Source organism: Streptomyces sp. NPDC049915 (assembly GCF_040656475.1).
In the GTDB taxonomy this organism is placed as follows: Bacteria; Actinomycetota; Actinomycetes; order Streptomycetales; family Streptomycetaceae; genus Streptomyces.
In genome coordinates, this window is the sequence record NZ_JBFAMH010000008.1 from 234,614 (window position 1) to 249,309 (window position 14,696).

15 protein-coding genes and 1 riboswitch are annotated in these 14,696 nt (G+C 72.1%); of the genes, 11 read left to right on the plus strand and 4 right to left on the minus strand.

Annotation, left to right across the window (positions count from 1 at the left end; genetic code table 11):
• Nucleotides 1-163: 163 nt before the first annotated feature.
• Nucleotides 164-1,567, minus strand: a complete 1,404-nt coding sequence (locus tag AB0J12_RS17025; protein WP_363265076.1) for a solute carrier family 23 protein — start codon at nucleotides 1,565-1,567, stop codon at nucleotides 164-166.
• Between the two features lie 120 nt (nucleotides 1,568-1,687).
• Between AB0J12_RS17025 and AB0J12_RS17030 the strand changes: the two genes are divergently transcribed.
• On the plus strand, nucleotides 1,688-2,149 hold the full coding sequence (locus tag AB0J12_RS17030; RefSeq protein WP_363265077.1) for a thioesterase family protein: 462 nt from the start codon (nucleotides 1,688-1,690) through the stop codon (nucleotides 2,147-2,149).
• Here AB0J12_RS17030 and AB0J12_RS17035 read toward each other — a convergent pair.
• Entirely contained in the window at nucleotides 2,106-3,320 is a 1,215-nt protein-coding gene (locus AB0J12_RS17035) for an MFS transporter (protein ID WP_363265078.1), read from the minus strand. The two genes, AB0J12_RS17030 and AB0J12_RS17035, sit on opposite strands and share 44 nt — an antisense overlap.
• A gap of 116 nt (nucleotides 3,321-3,436) precedes the next feature.
• On the opposite strand from AB0J12_RS17035, the gene AB0J12_RS17040 reads away from it, so the two are divergent.
• Nucleotides 3,437-4,639: an ROK family transcriptional regulator gene (locus AB0J12_RS17040; RefSeq protein ID WP_363265079.1), complete on the plus strand. Its 1,203-nt coding sequence runs from the start codon at nucleotides 3,437-3,439 to the stop codon at nucleotides 4,637-4,639.
• A 134-nt stretch (nucleotides 4,640-4,773) separates the two neighbouring features.
• Here AB0J12_RS17040 and AB0J12_RS17045 read toward each other — a convergent pair whose 3' ends face one another.
• Nucleotides 4,774-5,526, minus strand: a complete 753-nt coding sequence (locus AB0J12_RS17045; protein ID WP_363265080.1) for an NAD(P)H-binding protein — start codon at nucleotides 5,524-5,526, stop codon at nucleotides 4,774-4,776.
• 91 nt (nucleotides 5,527-5,617) lie between these two features.
• Complete coding sequence (locus AB0J12_RS17050; protein ID WP_363265081.1) at nucleotides 5,618-6,505, minus strand: RNA polymerase sigma-70 factor; 888 nt, start codon at nucleotides 6,503-6,505, stop codon at nucleotides 5,618-5,620.
• Nucleotides 6,506-6,812: 307 nt separating this feature from the next.
• Nucleotides 6,813-6,943, plus strand: a riboswitch (FMN riboswitch).
• Between the two features lie 145 nt (nucleotides 6,944-7,088).
• Here AB0J12_RS17050 and AB0J12_RS17055 point away from each other — a divergent pair.
• The 9 genes from AB0J12_RS17055 (at nucleotide 7,089) to AB0J12_RS17095 (ending at nucleotide 14,506) form a co-directional block, all read left to right on the plus strand.
• Entirely contained in the window at nucleotides 7,089-7,697 is a 609-nt protein-coding gene (locus tag AB0J12_RS17055; RefSeq protein ID WP_363265082.1) for a riboflavin synthase, read from the plus strand.
• Entirely contained in the window at nucleotides 7,694-8,335 is a 642-nt protein-coding gene (locus AB0J12_RS17060) for a nicotinamide mononucleotide transporter family protein (RefSeq protein WP_363265083.1), read from the plus strand. Before AB0J12_RS17055 ends, AB0J12_RS17060 begins: the two co-directional genes overlap by 4 nt.
• On the plus strand, nucleotides 8,332-9,621 hold the full coding sequence (locus AB0J12_RS17065; protein WP_363265084.1) for a bifunctional 3,4-dihydroxy-2-butanone-4-phosphate synthase/GTP cyclohydrolase II: 1,290 nt from the start codon (nucleotides 8,332-8,334) through the stop codon (nucleotides 9,619-9,621). Before AB0J12_RS17060 ends, AB0J12_RS17065 begins: the two co-directional genes overlap by 4 nt.
• Nucleotides 9,622-9,642: 21 nt before the next feature.
• On the plus strand, nucleotides 9,643-10,128 hold the full coding sequence (gene ribH, locus AB0J12_RS17070) for a 6,7-dimethyl-8-ribityllumazine synthase (RefSeq protein ID WP_363265085.1): 486 nt from the start codon (nucleotides 9,643-9,645) through the stop codon (nucleotides 10,126-10,128).
• 34 nt (nucleotides 10,129-10,162) lie between these two features.
• Nucleotides 10,163-10,435 carry a phosphoribosyl-ATP diphosphatase gene (locus AB0J12_RS17075; protein WP_363265086.1) on the plus strand — a complete coding sequence of 91 codons (273 nt, stop codon included), beginning with the start codon at nucleotides 10,163-10,165 and terminating at the stop codon, nucleotides 10,433-10,435.
• 63 nt (nucleotides 10,436-10,498) lie between these two features.
• Nucleotides 10,499-11,347, plus strand: a complete 849-nt coding sequence (gene hisG, locus AB0J12_RS17080) for an ATP phosphoribosyltransferase (RefSeq protein ID WP_363265087.1) — start codon at nucleotides 10,499-10,501, stop codon at nucleotides 11,345-11,347.
• Between the two features lie 40 nt (nucleotides 11,348-11,387).
• Nucleotides 11,388-11,858, plus strand: a complete 471-nt coding sequence (locus tag AB0J12_RS17085; RefSeq protein ID WP_363265088.1) for a PH domain-containing protein — start codon at nucleotides 11,388-11,390, stop codon at nucleotides 11,856-11,858.
• Between the two features lie 264 nt (nucleotides 11,859-12,122).
• Nucleotides 12,123-13,457, plus strand: coding sequence for a hemolysin family protein (locus tag AB0J12_RS17090; RefSeq protein WP_363265089.1), 1,335 nt, complete (start codon nucleotides 12,123-12,125; stop codon nucleotides 13,455-13,457).
• Nucleotides 13,454-14,506: a hemolysin family protein gene (locus tag AB0J12_RS17095; RefSeq protein WP_363265090.1), complete on the plus strand. Its 1,053-nt coding sequence runs from the start codon at nucleotides 13,454-13,456 to the stop codon at nucleotides 14,504-14,506. Before AB0J12_RS17090 ends, AB0J12_RS17095 begins: the two co-directional genes overlap by 4 nt.
• Nucleotides 14,507-14,696 lie beyond the last annotated feature (190 nt).

Sequence of the window (14,696 nt, forward strand, 5' to 3'; positions counted from 1 at the left end):
CTTCCCCAGAACGGGGGAACGGGCCCACCGCCCACGGCGCGCCTGCCGCGGGGGAGCGGCCGCGGAGAAGCGCGCCAGGTTCATGTCCCCGGCTCAGGTGCCCGGAGACTCACCGTGCGCCGGGCCGCATGCCCACCCCGCGCACGTTCCTCCCGTCGTACGCCTACGACTTGGCGCGCTGAGAGCCGTCGTGGCCCTCGGTGTCGTAGGAGCTGGTGCCCTCGTCGAGCAGTGGCTGCTGGCTCTTGAGGTGGGCGGGGGCGAAGGCGCGCAGCGCGTGGTAACCGGTGATGACGACGAGCGTGCCGAGCGCGATACCGCTGAGCGAGAAGGTGTCGGTGAACTTCATCGTCACGTTGCCGACGCCGATGATGATGCCCGCGGCGGCCGGGACGAGGTTGAGCGGGTTGCGCAGGTCGACCCCGGCGTTGAGCCAGATCTGCGCGCCGAGCAGGCCGATCATGCCGTACAGGATGACGGTGATGCCGCCGAGCACGCCGCCGGGGATCGCGGCGACGATCGCGCCGAACTTCGGGCACAGGCCGAACAGCAGGGCGAAGCCGGCGGCGGCCCAGTAGGCGGCCGTGGAGTAGACGCGGGTGGCGGCCATCACGCCGATGTTCTCGGAGTAGGTGGTGTTGGGCGGGCCGCCGACCGCGGTGGACAGCATCGAACCGATGCCGTCGGCGGAGATGGCGGTGCCCAGCTTGTCGTCGAGTTGCTCGCCGGTCATCTCGCCGACCGCCTTGACGTGCCCGGCGTTCTCCGCGACCAGCGCGATGACGACCGGCAGCGCGACCAGGATCGCCGACCACTGGAAGGTGGGGCCGTGGAACGACGGCAGGCCGACCCAGTCCGCCTTGTGGACGCCGGAGAGGTCCAGACGCCAGTGGTCGGCGATCCTGCCGCTCGCGTCCACGGAGTGGATCTTGCCGAAGACCCGGTCGAAGAGCCAGGAGATGCCGTAGCCGAAGACCAGGCCGAGGAAGATGGCGACGCGGGACCAGAAGCCGCGCAGGCAGACCACGGCCAGACCGGTGAACAGCATCACCAGCAGCGCGGTCCACTGGTCCTGCGGCCAGTACGTCGAGGCGGTGACCGGGGCGAGGTTGAAGCCGATCAGCATCACCACCGCGCCGGTCACGATCGGCGGCATCGCCGCGTGGATGATCCGTGCGCCGAACTTCTGCACCGCGAGCCCGACCAGGAACAGCAGGACGCCGACCACGAACACCGCGCCGGTGACCGTGGCGCTGGTGCCGCCCTGGGCGCGGATGACGGCGGCGACGCCCACGAACGACAGCGAGCAGCCGAGGTAGCTGGGCACCCGGCCGCGGGTGGCGAGCAGGAACACCACGGTCGCGATGCCCGACATCATGATCGCCAGGTTCGGGTCGAGCCCCATCAGCACGGGCGCCACGAAGGACGCGCCGAACATCGCCACCACGTGCTGGGCGCCGAGGCCGATCGTGCGAGGCCAGGAGAGCCGTTCGTCGGTCCGGACCACCGCTCCGGGGGCCGGGGTGCGTCCGTCGCCGTGCAGTTTCCAGCGGACGCCGAGATCCATGGTGGGTTTCGCTTTCGTCGTGGGGGTGGGGGCCACCGACCATTGTCCCCGGTCACGAGAGGTGCTGAGCGTCCGCTTAGGATGGAGTGGTTGAACCGTCCACCACAGGAGACCCACCCCGTGACCGCCGAAGCCCCGATCGCCCCCGCCCTGTCGTACGGCCGGCTGATCCCCGTCACCGTCCACTTCGACGACCTGGACGCGCTCGGACTGCTGCACAACGCCCGCTACCCGCTGATGGTCGAGCGGGCCTGGGCGGAGCTGTGGCAGGAGCACGGCTTCCGCTTCGAGGGTGACTGGGCCGCGGCCGGCGACGCCTGCAACGCCGTCAAGGAACTGCGCATCACCTACGAGGCCCCGGTCACCCGGCCCGGCACCTACGCCGTCCACCTCTGGCTCGAGCGGCTCGGCACCACCGGCCTCACGTACGGCTTCCGCTTCTGCTCGGCCGACGGGGCGACGACGTACGCGCACGGCAGCCGGGTGCTGGTCCGGCTCGACGCGGACACGCTGCGCCCGGCGCCGTGGAGCGAGACGTTCAGGGCCGCGGGTCGGGAACTGCTGCGTCCGACGGACGGCTGACCGTCGGACGGTTGCGGTCGCCCGCCCGCAGCACTCCGGCGAACGCGGCGAGACCGCAGGCCAGCAGGGTCACCAGACCGAACGAGACCACCAGGCTGGTCGCCTGGGCCAGCCCGCCGATGGCGCTCGGCGCGACCAGCCCCGAGGTGTAGGTGATGGTCGCCACGCCCGCGATGGCCTGGCTCGGATTCGGGCCGCTGCGGCCCGCCGCGGCGAAGCACAGCGGTACGACGACCGCGATGCCGAGGCCCATCAGGGCGAACCCGGCCATCGCCGCGGCCGGCTGGCGGGAGACGACGATGAGCAGCCCGCCGAGCACGGCGAGGACACCGCCCGCCCGGACCGTGCGCACCGAGCCGTAGCGGTCGACGACCTTGTCGCCGGCGATCCGGGCCACCGCCATGGTCAGCGTGAACCCCGTCGTGCACGCCGCGGCGAGTCCGGCCGAGGTCTCCAGACGGTCCCGCAGATAGACCGCCGACCAGTCCAGGCTCGCCCCCTCGGCGAACACCGCGCAGAACCCGACCGCGCCGATCAGCAGCGCGGACTTCGGCGGCAGCGCGAACCGCGGCGGCGGCTCCTCGTCCTCGGCCGGCTGCAGGTCCAGCACCCAGGTGCAGGCCCCGATCCCGAGCACGGTCAGCACGGCCGCCGCGAGCGTGTGGTGCAGCCGGGCGTCGGCGCCCAGGTGCGCGGCCAGCGTCCCCGCGGCCGAGCCGACCAGCGCGCCCGCGCTCCACATGCCGTGCAGCCCCGACATGATCGAGCGCCCGAGCCGGTTCTCCACCTCGACGCCGAGCGCGTTCATCGCCACGTCGGCCATACCGGCGGTCGCGCCGTAGACGAACAGCGCCAGGCACAACGTCAGCAGGTTCGGGGCGAGGGACGGCAGCGTGAGCGACAGCGTCCACAGCGCGATCAGCCCGCGCAGCGCGTTGCGGGCACCGAAGGTGTGGCTGATGCGGCCCGCGAGCGGCATGGCCAGGGACGCGCCGAGCGCCGGGAAGGCGAGCGCGAGGCCCAGTTGGCCCGCGCCCACCGCGGCATGCTCCTGGATCCACGGCACCCGCGTCGCGAACGAGCCGGTCACCGCGCCGTGCACGGCGAACACGGCGGCCACGGCGTACCGGGCCCGCCGCACGGCGCACTGGTCGTAGGACACTGCCTTCATTCTCCCGCCCCTCCCGGACATGCCTCGTCGCCCCGCCGCGCGGCAGCGGTGCCGCGGTCGTGCCCGCAGCAAACTATCAGGAACCCTGCCTGATAGATAGCGGATAAGATGCGCCCATGCCCGCATCACCGCGCACCGCCCGGGCCATCAACGACCGGCTCGCCCTGCGGCTGCTTCAGCAGGAGGGCCCGCTCACGGCCGGCCGGCTGAAGGAGCTGACCGGCCTGTCCCGGCCCTCGGTCGCCGACCTCGTCGAGCGCCTGACGGCCTCCGGCCTGATCACCGTCGTCGGTGAGGCCGGGGAGCAACGCCGCGGCCCCAACGCCAAGCTGTACGGCATCGTCGCCGGCCGCGCCCACCTCGCCGCGCTCGACGTGCGCACCGAGGGCGTCGCCGTCCTCGTCTCCGACCTGGTGGGCCGCGTCCTCGCCGAGGCGTCCGCGCCGATCGGCGGCGAGAGCGGCACGGGGCCGGCGGTGGAGCAGGCGGTCGCCCTCGTCGAGCGCGCGGTCAAGGAGGCGGGCGCCGACCGGCTGCACACCGTCGGCATCGGCGCGCCCGGCCTGATCGACCCGGCCACCGGTGAACTCCGCGACTCCAGCGGCCTGCCCGCATGGCACCGCCGCCTGGTCGCCGCCCTCCAGGAGCGCCTGCCCGACGCCCGCGTCAGCGTCGAGAACGAGACCAATTTCGCCGCCCTGGCCGAGCAGCGCGACGGCGCCGCCCGTGACCGGGACACCTTCGTCCTGCTCTGGCTCGGCCACGGCACCGGCGCCGCCGTGGTCCTCGACGGGGCCCTGCGCCGGGGCGCCTCCGGCGGCACCGGGGAGATCGGCTTCCTGCCGGTGCCGGGAACGGCGGGACTGCCGTCGGCGACGGCCTGCGACGGAGGGTTCCACTCGCTGGCGGGCGCGGCGGCGGTCGCCGGGCTGGCGGCGGAGCACGGGCTGAGCGGCACTCCGCGGGAGGGCGAGCCGGTGGGCGCGGCGGTGGTGCGGGCCGCGGTGGCGGCCTCCCGGCAGGCCGCCGCCCCCGGGGACGCCGACCGCTTCCTCGACGCGCTCGCCGGGCGCATCGCCATCGGCGCCGCCTCCGTCGTGGCCGTCCTCGACCCCGGGTGCCTCGTCCTCGGCGGTGAGTTGGGGCAGGCCGGCGGGGACGCCCTGGCGCGGCGGGTGCAGGAACGGCTGGACGCGATGTCACCGCTGCCCACCCAGGTCCGGCCGAGCACGTTCGGCGGCGGCGCCGTGCTGCGCGGCGCGCTGCTGACGGCCCGGGAACGCGCACAGGACGAGCTGTTCGCCGGGCCGCAGGGGTAGTCGCTCGCCGGGCCGCAGAAGTAGTCGACCGCCAGGCCGCAGGGGAGGAGCCGTTCGCCCGACCGCAGGGGTGGCTGTTCGCCGGGCCGCGGGCGCAGTGGGTGGTCGCCCGGCCAGGCCGGAACGGGACCGCCTCAGCGGGCCGGCGCGTCGCCGAAACGCTTCGCCAGATACTCCTCGAACGTGCCCCCGCCCACGGCCCGTTCCGGCGCCAGGTGACCACCGGCCCGGAACGCCCGGTACGCCGCGCCCCACAGCCGTACCGCAACCATGAGCCGCCGCCGGCCCGTCGCCCTCAGCCAGGCGCGGGCCAGCGACTCCAGGGTGCGTACCTCGGGGCCGCCCATGTCCGCGACCCGGCCCGCCGGCGCGCCGAGGGCCAGCTCGGTCAGCCGGTCGGCGACCTCCGCCACCTCGATCGGCTGGTCGCTCACCGCGGCGGGCATCAGCATCACCGGGGACTTCCCCAGCGTCCGGAGCACCTGCACCACCAGATCGTGGAACTGCGTCGTGCGCAGGATCGTCCACCCGAGGCCGGATTCCTCCACCAGCTTCTCCACTGCGAGCTTGGACCGGTAGTAGGCGAACGGCACCCGGTCCACGCCGACGATCGAGATGTACACCAGGTGCCCCACACCGGCCCGCCGCGCCGCCGCGATCAGGTTCCGGGCCGCGCCCTCGTCGCCGCGCGGGCTGCTCGCGCAGTGGACGATCGTGTCCACGCCCGCCACGGCCGCGTCCAGTCCGGGACCGCCCTCGCGCAGATCGGCGGCGTACGGCTGTGTGTGCCGGCTGAGCACCCGCACCTCGTGGCCGCCCGCGCGCAGCCGCTCGGTGACGAGCCGGCCGAGGGTACCGGTACCGCCGGTCACCAGGATGGTGGTCATGCCGTTCAGCTCCTTCATGGCGCCGGGCGCTCCCGAGCGGAGCGCCCCTCACCAGCTGGGACCGGACAGCCCGCGAGAATGTGACAGGCTCCTACGACCGGCCGAGCTGACGACGTACGCATTGAAGTTTGTCCGGGTTCATCACCGTCCACGCTTCCCTGATCAGGCCGTCGCGGTACTCGAAGGCGACCACCCCGTACAGCGTGTCGCCGGCCCGCAGGAGCACCGCGTCCGCGCCGTTGACCTCGGCGACCGCGAAGTCCAGATCCGCCCCGTACTTCTGGTGGATGCCCAGCAGGAAGCGCAGGACCTTCTCCCGGCCCTGGACCGGCCGCAGGGCCGCCCTGACCTTGCCGCCCCCGTCGCTCCACCAGGTCACGTCGTCGGCGAGCAGTTTCTCCAGCCCTGCGAGGTCACCGTTGCGGGCGGCGGAGAGGAACGAGGCCACCAGCTCGCGCTGCCGGTCGGGCGCCGGCCGGAACCGGCTCTCGGCCGACTCCAGCCGCTTGAGCGCCCGCCGGTGCAACTGGCGGCAGTTGGCCTCGCTCAGATCCAGTACGTCCGCGATCTCCCGGTGGCCGTAGCCGAACGCCTCGCGCAGCACGTACACCGCCCGCTCGGTCGGCGTGAGCCGCTCCAGCAGCACCAGCAGCGCCACGGACACCGCGTCGCGCTGCTCGGCGGACTCCAGCGGGCCGAGGGTGCCGTCCACGGTGACGACGGGCTCCGGCAGCCAGGTGCCGACGTAGCTCTCGCGCCGCGCCCGGGCGGACGTCAGGCGGTTGAGGCAGAGGTTGGTGACGACCTTGGCGAGCCAGGCCCCGGGATGCGTGATCCCGGCGCGGTCGGCGCCGCTGAACCGCAGGTAGGCGTCCTGGACGGTGTCCTCGGCCTCTTCGGCGGACCCGAGCATGCGGTAGGCCAGACCGAACAGACGGGGGCGGTGGGTCTCGAACTCCTCGGCGAGCGCGGTCGACATGTCCTCACCCTGCCAGACGGCCCGCCGCCCGGACATGGGAGGACCCGGCGGCGGGCAAGGGCCGTCGTCACCGCCGCCGGGCCCGTCTGTGGGGGCGACCCGGCGGGCCCGGGTCCTGGGCCGGGCCGGTCCCGACGGCGGCAACGCGGCCCGGCTGCCGGGAAGTTGCGCCGACCATAAGGAGGACTAGACCAATGTGTCAACAGGTATGGACCAATGGGTCGTCCGGGTCGTCCTGTGAGCCACTCCACACACCTCCCCCGCATGGACGAGTACCGGCCGTGGCACACTGGCCCTGTACCTAAAGCAGCGCACTCCGGGGTCGGTGAAAGTCCGAACCGGCGGTTACAGTCCGCGACCCGGTCACCTCCAGTGACCGGTTGACCAGGTGAAATTCCTGGACCGACGGTTAAAGTCCGGATGGGAGGCAGTGCGCGGCGGGCGGGCATCCATGCGCGCCGCCGTATCAGCTCGTCCACGCGGACGAGTCCGTCCGGCGTCGCCCCCGGTGTCCCTGCCCGTGGTCTCTGTCGTCATCGACAGCCCCGGAGTCCGTGCCCCATGAGGCAGGAGGACCCGGGAAGTGTTCACCGGAATCGTCGAAGAGCTGGGCGAGATCACCGCCGTCGAGACCCTCGACGACGCCTGTCGCTTCCGGCTGCGGGGGCCCGTCGTCACCGAGGGCGCGAAGCACGGAGACTCCATCGCCGTCAACGGCGTCTGCCTCACCGTCGTCGAGCACGAGGGTGACGAGTTCACCGCCGACGTCATGGCGGAGACCCTCAGCCGCTCCAGCCTCGGCGCCCTCACCGTCGGCTCCCGGGTCAATCTCGAACGCCCCATGGCCGTCGGCGACCGCCTCGGCGGGCACATCGTGCAGGGCCACGTGGACGGCACCGCCGAGATCCTCGACCGCAAGCCCTCGGAGCACTGGGAGATCGTCAAGATCTCCCTCCCCGCCGACCTCTCCCGCTATGTCGTCGAGAAGGGCTCCATCACCGTCGACGGCATCAGCCTCACCGTCGTCGACGCCGGCCCCGACTACTTCACCGTCAGCCTCATCCCCACCACCCTCGCCCTGACCACGCTCGGCCTGAAGCAGCCCGGCGACCCGGTCAACCTCGAGGTGGACGTCGTCGCCAAGTACGTCGAGCGGATGCTCGGCGACCGCCTGCCGGGGGCCGGCCGATGAACTGGATGAACTCCGAGGCCTTCAGCCTCTTCGGCCAGCACATCATCTGGTCGGACATGGTCGGCAACATCCTCGGCCTGATCACCCTCGCCCTCGGCTGGCGCCGCTTCGTGTGGACCTGGCCGGTGCAGTTCCTGTCCGGGCTCGTCCTCTTCGGCGCCTTCTACGGCCACCTCACCGGCAGCGCCGGCAAGCAGGTCGTCGTCATGGTCGTCGCCCTGTACGGCTGGTGGCAGTGGCAGCGCGACCGGGACAAGGGCGACGACGGCCGGATCGCCGTCCGGTTCGCCACCTGGCGCGAGCGCGGCGCGATGCTCGCCGCGGCCGCCGCCGGCACCGTGGCCGTAGCCCTGCTCTTCACGGCCTACCCCCAGCTCTCCTGGGACCCGTGGCCCGACGCCTACATCTTCGTCGGCACGATCGTCGCCATGTACGCCCAGGCCAAGGGCATGGTCGAGTTCTGGTTCGCCTGGCTGCTCGTCGACCTCGTCGGCGTCCCCCTGAACTTCGCCAACGGCTACGCCTTCTCCGGATTCGTCTACGTCATCTACGGCGCGCTCGTCCTGTGGGGCATGCGCGACTGGTGGCTGCGCTCCCGCCGGAACGCGCAGCCCGCCCTGGAAGGAGCGCCGGCATGAGCACCGCACCGATCCTGTACTCCACCGACGGCGTCGAGGACTTCTCCCTCGACCCCATCGAGCAGGCCATCGCCGACATCGCCGCGGGCCGCCCGGTCGTGGTCGTGGACGACGAGGACCGCGAGAACGAGGGCGACCTCGTCATCGCCGCCGAGAAGGCGACCGAGGAGATCGTCGCCTTCATGATGAGCGAGTGCCGCGGCCTGATCTGCGCCCCCATGGAGGGCGACGAGCTGGACCGGCTCGAACTGCCGCAGATGGTCCAGGACAACACCGAGTCCATGAAAACCGCCTTCACGGTCTCCGTCGACGCCTCCGGCGCCCACGGCGTGACCACCGGCATCTCGGCGTCCGACCGCGCCACCACGCTGCAGCTGCTGGCGAGCGGCACCGCCGAGCCCACCGACCTGGTGCGTCCGGGCCATGTCTTCCCGCTGCGCGCCCGGTCCGGCGGTGTGCTGGTCCGCAACGGCCACACCGAGGCCGCCGTCGACCTCGCGCGCCTCGCGGGTCTGCGCCCGGCCGGCGCCATCGTCGAGATCGCCGGCGAGGACGGGCGCATGCTCCGCCTGCCCGAGCTGATCCCCTTCGCCCGCAAGCACGGCCTGACGATCATCTCCATCGAGGACCTGATCGCCTACCGCCGCTCCAGCGAGCCCACCGTCCGCCGCGAGGCCGAGGTCCACCTGCCGACCGCGCACGGCGCCTTCACCGCCTACGGCTACCGCTCCACCGTCGACGGCGTCGAACACGTCGCCCTCGTCCACGGCGAGATCGGCGACGGCACGGACGTCCTCGTCCGGGTCCACTCCGAGTGCCTCACCGGCGACGTCTTCGGCTCGCAGCGCTGCGACTGCGGCCCCCAGCTCGACGCCTCCCTGGAGCGCATCCATACCGAGGGCCGGGGCATCGTCGTCTACCTGCGCGGACACGAGGGCCGCGGCATCGGCCTGATGTCCAAGCTGCGCGCCTACGAACTCCAGGAACGCGGACGCGACACCCTGGACGCCAACCTCGAACTCGGACTGCCCGCCGACGCCCGCGACTACGCCGCCGGCGCGCAGATCCTGACCGACCTGGGCGTGCGCAGCGTCCGCCTGATGACCAACAACCCCGACAAGACCGACGCGCTGCAGCGGTACGGCATCGAGGTCACCGGCCGGGTGCCGATGGCCGTGACGGCCGGCGAGCACAATCTGCGGTATCTGCGCACCAAGCGGGACCGGATGGGGCACGACCTGCCCTGGCTGGACACGGCACCCGCGACCACCTGCGGCAACCAGTAACAAACGGCACTGAGGAGAGACGTGAGCGGCAAGGGCGCACCGGAGCTGTCCGTACGCAATGTGGGTGACCTGCGGGTCGCCGTCATCGCGGCGCAATGGCACGAGAAGGTGATGGACGGCCTGGTGGACGGCGCCCTGCGCGCCCTGCACGAGATGGGCATCGACGAGCCGACCCTGCTCAGGGTCCCCGGCAGCTGGGAGCTGCCGGTGGCGGCCAAGGTCATGGCCGAACGCGGCTACGACGCGGTCGTCGCCCTCGGCGTCGTCATCCGCGGCGGCACCCCGCACTTCGACTACGTGTGCCAGGGCGTCACCCAGGGCCTGACCCAGGTGTCGGTCAGCACCGGCGTCCCCGTCGGCTTCGGCGTGCTCACCTGCGACAACGACGAGCAGGCCCTGGACCGGGCCGGCCTGGAGGGCTCCAGCGAGGACAAGGGGCACGAGGCGGTGACGGCGGCCGTCGCCACCGCGGCCACGCTGCGCTCAGTATCTGAACCGTGGCACTAGGCCGTGCGGCACACCGCGTAGAGTGGGCGGCACCATGTCCAAGAAGACGTTCGAGGAGCTCTTCACCGAGCTCCAGCACAAGGCCGCCCACGGCGATCCCGCCACCTCCCGCACCGCCGAGCTGGTGAGCAAGGGCGTCCATGCCATCGGCAAAAAGGTCGTCGAAGAGGCCGCCGAGGTCTGGATGGCCGCGGAGTACGAGGGCAAGGAGGCGGCGGCCGAGGAGATCTCCCAGCTGCTGTACCACCTCCAGGTGATGATGGTCGCCCGGGGGATCTCCCTCGACGACGTCTACGCCCATCTGTGAGCCGGATCGCCGCCAGAGCCGTAAGACCGCTTAAAAACCCTTCACACAAAGGAAGCCGACCTCATGCTGCGCATCGCCGTCCCCAACAAGGGTTCACTGTCCGGCCCTGCGGCGGAGATGCTGCATGAGGCCGGCTACCAGCAGCGCCGCGAGTCCAAAGAGCTGCGCATCGTCGACCCGGAGAACGACGTCGAGTTCTTCTACCTCCGGCCCCGCGACATCGCGATCTACGTCTCCTCCGGCATGCTCGACATCGGCATCACCGGCCGTGACCTGCTGATCGACTCCAGCGCCGACGCCGAGGAGATCCTGCCGCTGGGCTTCGCCCGCTCCACGTTCCGCTTCGCCGCCAAGCCGGGCGCGGTGGCGAGCCTCGCGGACCTCAAGGGCAAGACCGTCGCCACCTCCTACGAGGGAATCGTCTCCCAGTACCTGGCCGACCAGGGCGTCGACGCGGCCGTCGTGCACCTCGACGGCGCCGTCGAGACCGCCATCGAGCTGGGTGTCGCCGAGGCCATCGCCGACGTCGTCGAGACCGGCACCTCGCTGCGCAACGCCGGCCTCGAGGTGTTCGGCGAGCCGATCATGAAGTCCGAGGCGGTCGTCATCCGACGCACCGGCGCCGACTCCGACGAGCCCAAGGTCCAGCAGTTCCTGCGCCGCCTCCAGGGCGTCCTGGTGGCCCGCACCTACGTGATGATGGACTACGACATCCGCGCCGAGCACCTCGAGGAGGCCGTCGCGGTCACCCCCGGCCTGGAGGGTCCGACCGTCTCGCCGCTCCACAACGAGGGCTGGGTCGCCGTCCGCGCCATGGTGCCGACCAAGGAGGCCCAGCGGATCATGGACGACCTGTACGCCATCGGCGCGCGGGCCATCCTGACCACGGCCATCCACGCCTGCCGGCTCTGAGCGGCGGCCGCACCCGTCGCCTGTGTGGGATCTTCCTGACATGTCCGATCTGCCTTCCCTTCCCGTCACCTTCCGGCCGGCCCGCACCCGGGTCGTCCTGCTCACCGCCGGTGTCGTGATCTTCGTCGTGATCTCCACGGTCGCTCTGCTGCTGGAGCAGCTCAGCCCGGGGGAGAAGCTCAGCTTCGTGGTCACCGGGGCGCTGCTCTTCGGCGTCCTGGTCTGGCTGTCGCGGCCCAAGGTCGTCGCCGACGAGTCCGGCGTCACCGTGGTCAACTTCGCCGGCACCCGCCGCCTGGAGTGGGCGGAGATCCTCAAGGTGAACCTGCGCACCGGCGACCCCTGGGTGTTCCTCAACCTCAGCGACGGCACCAGCCTGCCCGCCCTCGGCATCCAGCCCGGCATCAACAAGCAGCGCGCCATCGCCGACGCGAACACCCTGCGGGCGCTGGTCGAGGCCCGGTCCATCACCGACCCCGACGCCTCCGGCGACGCCGACGGGCGGCTCTGAGCCCGGTCGGGGAACCGTTCGGGCGAAGATCAGGGGCCAACTCGGGGTCGTCCACCCTGCCGTAGTGCCCCACCTCTTGATTAATCTGGGGGGCGGAGGCGTTTTTCGCTGCGCCCCGCCCCTGCACGCCGCCCGGCGTCCGGGGCCCCTGCTATCCGAGGAGTGACCCTCTCCGGCGATGGACGGATCGTCCTGTAGTACCTGCGCCGCCCCCTGCCGACATACCGCGGCCCCGCGCCACGGGCACCCGCAGGCGGCGGCATCATGACCACCCCCCTGCTGCTCCTGGCAGCCGCGTTCCTGCTGATCCTCGCCAACGGCTTCTTCGTGGCCGCCGAGTTCGGCCTGGTCACCGTGGAGCGTCCGGAGGCCGAGAAGGCCGCCGCCGAGGGCGACAAGCGCGCCCGTAGGGTCGTCGACTCCCTGAAGGAACTGTCCTTCCAGCTCTCCGGCACCCAGCTCGGCATCACCATCACCTCCCTCGTCGTCGGCATGCTCGCCGAACCGGCGCTGGCCCGGCTGCTGCGCGGTCCCTTCACCGCGATCGGCATTCCCGAGGGCGCCGTCCCCGGGGTCGCGGTGGTCGTCGGCATGCTGCTCGCCTCCGCCGTGCAGATGGTGATCGGCGAGCTCGTGCCGAAGAACTGGGCCGTCTCGCGCCCGCTGCAGGTCGCGCGGTTCGTCGCCGGCCCGCAGCACGTGTTCTCGCGCCTGTTCCGGCCGGTGATCGCCGCCCTGAACACCGTCGCCAACCGGCTCGTACGGGCCCTGGGCGTCGAGCCCACCGAGGAGCTGGCCTCCGCCCGCACCCCCGGCGAGCTGGTCTCCCTGGCCCGGCACTCCGCACAGGCCGGAGCGCTGGAGCAGGACACCGCCGATTTGTTCGTACGGACGCTGTCCCTCGGCGAGCTGACCGCGCAGCACGTGATGACGCCGCGGGTGAAGGTGAGCGCGCTGCAGGCGTCGGCGACCGCGGAGGACGTCGTGAACCTCACCCGGGCGACCGGGCTGTCGCGGTTCCCCGTCTACCGGGAGAAGATCGACGAAATCGTCGGCATGGCGCATCTGAAGGACGCGCTGGCCGTGCCGGTGCACGACCGGTTGCGCACGCCGGTCAGCCGGATCGCGCGGCCCGCGCTGCTGGTGCCGGAGACGCTGCCGGTGCAGCCGCTGCTGGCCCGGCTGCGCAGCGAGCAGCCGATCGCGGTCGTCGTCGACGAGTACGGCGGTACAGCCGGGGTGGTCACCCTGGAGGACATCGTCGAGGAGCTCGTCGGTGAGGTGCGTGACGAGCACGACGTGCACGATCTGCCGGAGCTGGCGCCCGCGCCGCCGGAGGACGGGCGGCCCGCCTGGGACGTCGACGGCAGCTGCCGGGTCGACGTGCTGCAGCGGGTCGGCTTCGAGGCGCCCGAGGGGCCGTACGAGACCGTCGCCGGGCTGGTCGCCGACCTGCTCGGGCGGATTCCGGCGCCGGGGGACAAGGCGGAGCTGCCCGGCTGGCGGCTGTCCGTGCGGCAGGTGGGGCACTACCGGGCCGAGCGGGTGCGCCTGGTACGGACGGCGCCGGCCGTGAACGTGATGGAGGCCGTGCGATGAGCCTTCTCCAACTCGTGTTCGCCGCGCTGCTCGTGCTGACCAACGGGTTCTTCGTCGGCGCCGAGTTCGCGCTGGTCTCCGTGCGCCGCAGCCAGATCGAACCGCTCGGTACCGCCCGGGCCCGGCAGGTGCTGTACGGGCTTGAGCACTTGCCGCAGATGATGGCCGCGGCGCAGTTCGGGATCACGGTGTGCTCGCTGACGCTGGGCGCGGTGGCCGAGCCGACGGTCGCGCATCTGCTGGAGCCGGTGTTCGCGTGGGTGCGGATGCCGGAGGGTGTGATCCATCCGCTCGGGTATGTGATCGCGCTGGCGGCGGTGGTCTTCTTCCATCTGGTGATCGGGGAGATGGTCCCGAAGAACCTCGCCATGGCCGCGCCGGAGAAGGCCGCGCTGTGGCTGAGCCCGGGGCTGGTGGCGTTCGCGCGGCTGTGCAAGCCGATCACGGTGTCGCTGGGGGCCTGTGCGAAGGGCATCCTGCGGTTGTTCCGGGTGGAGCCCAAGGACGAGGTCGAGGCCGTGTTCACCAGTGAGCAGCTCAACCGGCTGGTGGAGGACTCGGGGCAGGCCGGACTGCTCGATCCGGAGGAGCAGGAGCGGCTGGAGGACGCGCTGGAGCTGGGGTCCCGGCCGGTGACCGATGTGCTGCTGAAGCGGGATCTGCTGGTGACGGTGCCGCCGTCGGTGACGCCGGGGCAGATCGTCGAGCTGACCGCTCGGACCGGGTACTCGCGGTTCCCGGTGGCGGCGGAGCGGGGCTCGGTGTTCATGGGGTACGTGCACGTCAAGGACGTGCTCGATCTCGAGGACTCCGACCGGGCGGTGCCGCAGCAGGTGTGGCGGCCGATGACGACGCTGCGGGCGGAGCTGCCGCTGGACGACGCGCTGACGGTGATGCGGCGGGCGGCCACGCATCTGGCGCAGGTCGCGGACGGCTCGGGGCGCGTGCTGGGGCTGGTCGCCCTGGAGGACGTGCTCGAGTTGTTGGTGGGGGAGGTGCGGGATCCGGCGCACCGCGCTGCTGCGGCGGAGCAGGTGCTGGCGTCGTAGGCTGCGTGGTCGTCCGCGGGGTGCGCTGTGGTTGCTCGCGCCGTTCCCCGCGCCCCTTTGTGTGCCTGCGGCGGCCCCTTGCTGTCCGGTGGGGGGCTGGTGTCCCGCCTGCGGTGCGTTGTGGGTCGGGGCCGGGGTGGGGGGTGTCCGTCCTCGGTCCGGCCGGCCGTTTTCCGACGGCGGTGCCGTG

What these genes read in the sequence shown, in the direction of transcription:
- AB0J12_RS17025 (WP_363265076.1), bottom strand. Translation starts at nt 1,567, where the DNA reads ATGGATCTCGGCGTCCGCTGGAAACTGCACGGCGACGGACGCACCCCG.
- AB0J12_RS17035 (WP_363265078.1), bottom strand. Translation starts at nt 3,320, where the DNA reads ATGAAGGCAGTGTCCTACGACCAGTGCGCCGTGCGGCGGGCCCGGTAC.
- AB0J12_RS17040 (WP_363265079.1), top strand. Translation starts at nt 3,437, where the DNA reads ATGCCCGCATCACCGCGCACCGCCCGGGCCATCAACGACCGGCTCGCC.
- AB0J12_RS17045 (WP_363265080.1), bottom strand. Translation starts at nt 5,526, where the DNA reads ATGACCACCATCCTGGTGACCGGCGGTACCGGTACCCTCGGCCGGCTC.
- AB0J12_RS17050 (WP_363265081.1), bottom strand. Translation starts at nt 6,505, where the DNA reads ATGTCGACCGCGCTCGCCGAGGAGTTCGAGACCCACCGCCCCCGTCTG.
- AB0J12_RS17060 (WP_363265083.1), top strand. Translation starts at nt 7,694, where the DNA reads ATGAACTGGATGAACTCCGAGGCCTTCAGCCTCTTCGGCCAGCACATC.
- AB0J12_RS17065 (WP_363265084.1), top strand. Translation starts at nt 8,332, where the DNA reads ATGAGCACCGCACCGATCCTGTACTCCACCGACGGCGTCGAGGACTTC.
- AB0J12_RS17075 (WP_363265086.1), top strand. Translation starts at nt 10,163, where the DNA reads ATGTCCAAGAAGACGTTCGAGGAGCTCTTCACCGAGCTCCAGCACAAG.
- hisG (WP_363265087.1), top strand. Translation starts at nt 10,499, where the DNA reads ATGCTGCGCATCGCCGTCCCCAACAAGGGTTCACTGTCCGGCCCTGCG.
- AB0J12_RS17085 (WP_363265088.1), top strand. Translation starts at nt 11,388, where the DNA reads ATGTCCGATCTGCCTTCCCTTCCCGTCACCTTCCGGCCGGCCCGCACC.
- AB0J12_RS17090 (WP_363265089.1), top strand. Translation starts at nt 12,123, where the DNA reads ATGACCACCCCCCTGCTGCTCCTGGCAGCCGCGTTCCTGCTGATCCTC.
- AB0J12_RS17095 (WP_363265090.1), top strand. Translation starts at nt 13,454, where the DNA reads ATGAGCCTTCTCCAACTCGTGTTCGCCGCGCTGCTCGTGCTGACCAAC.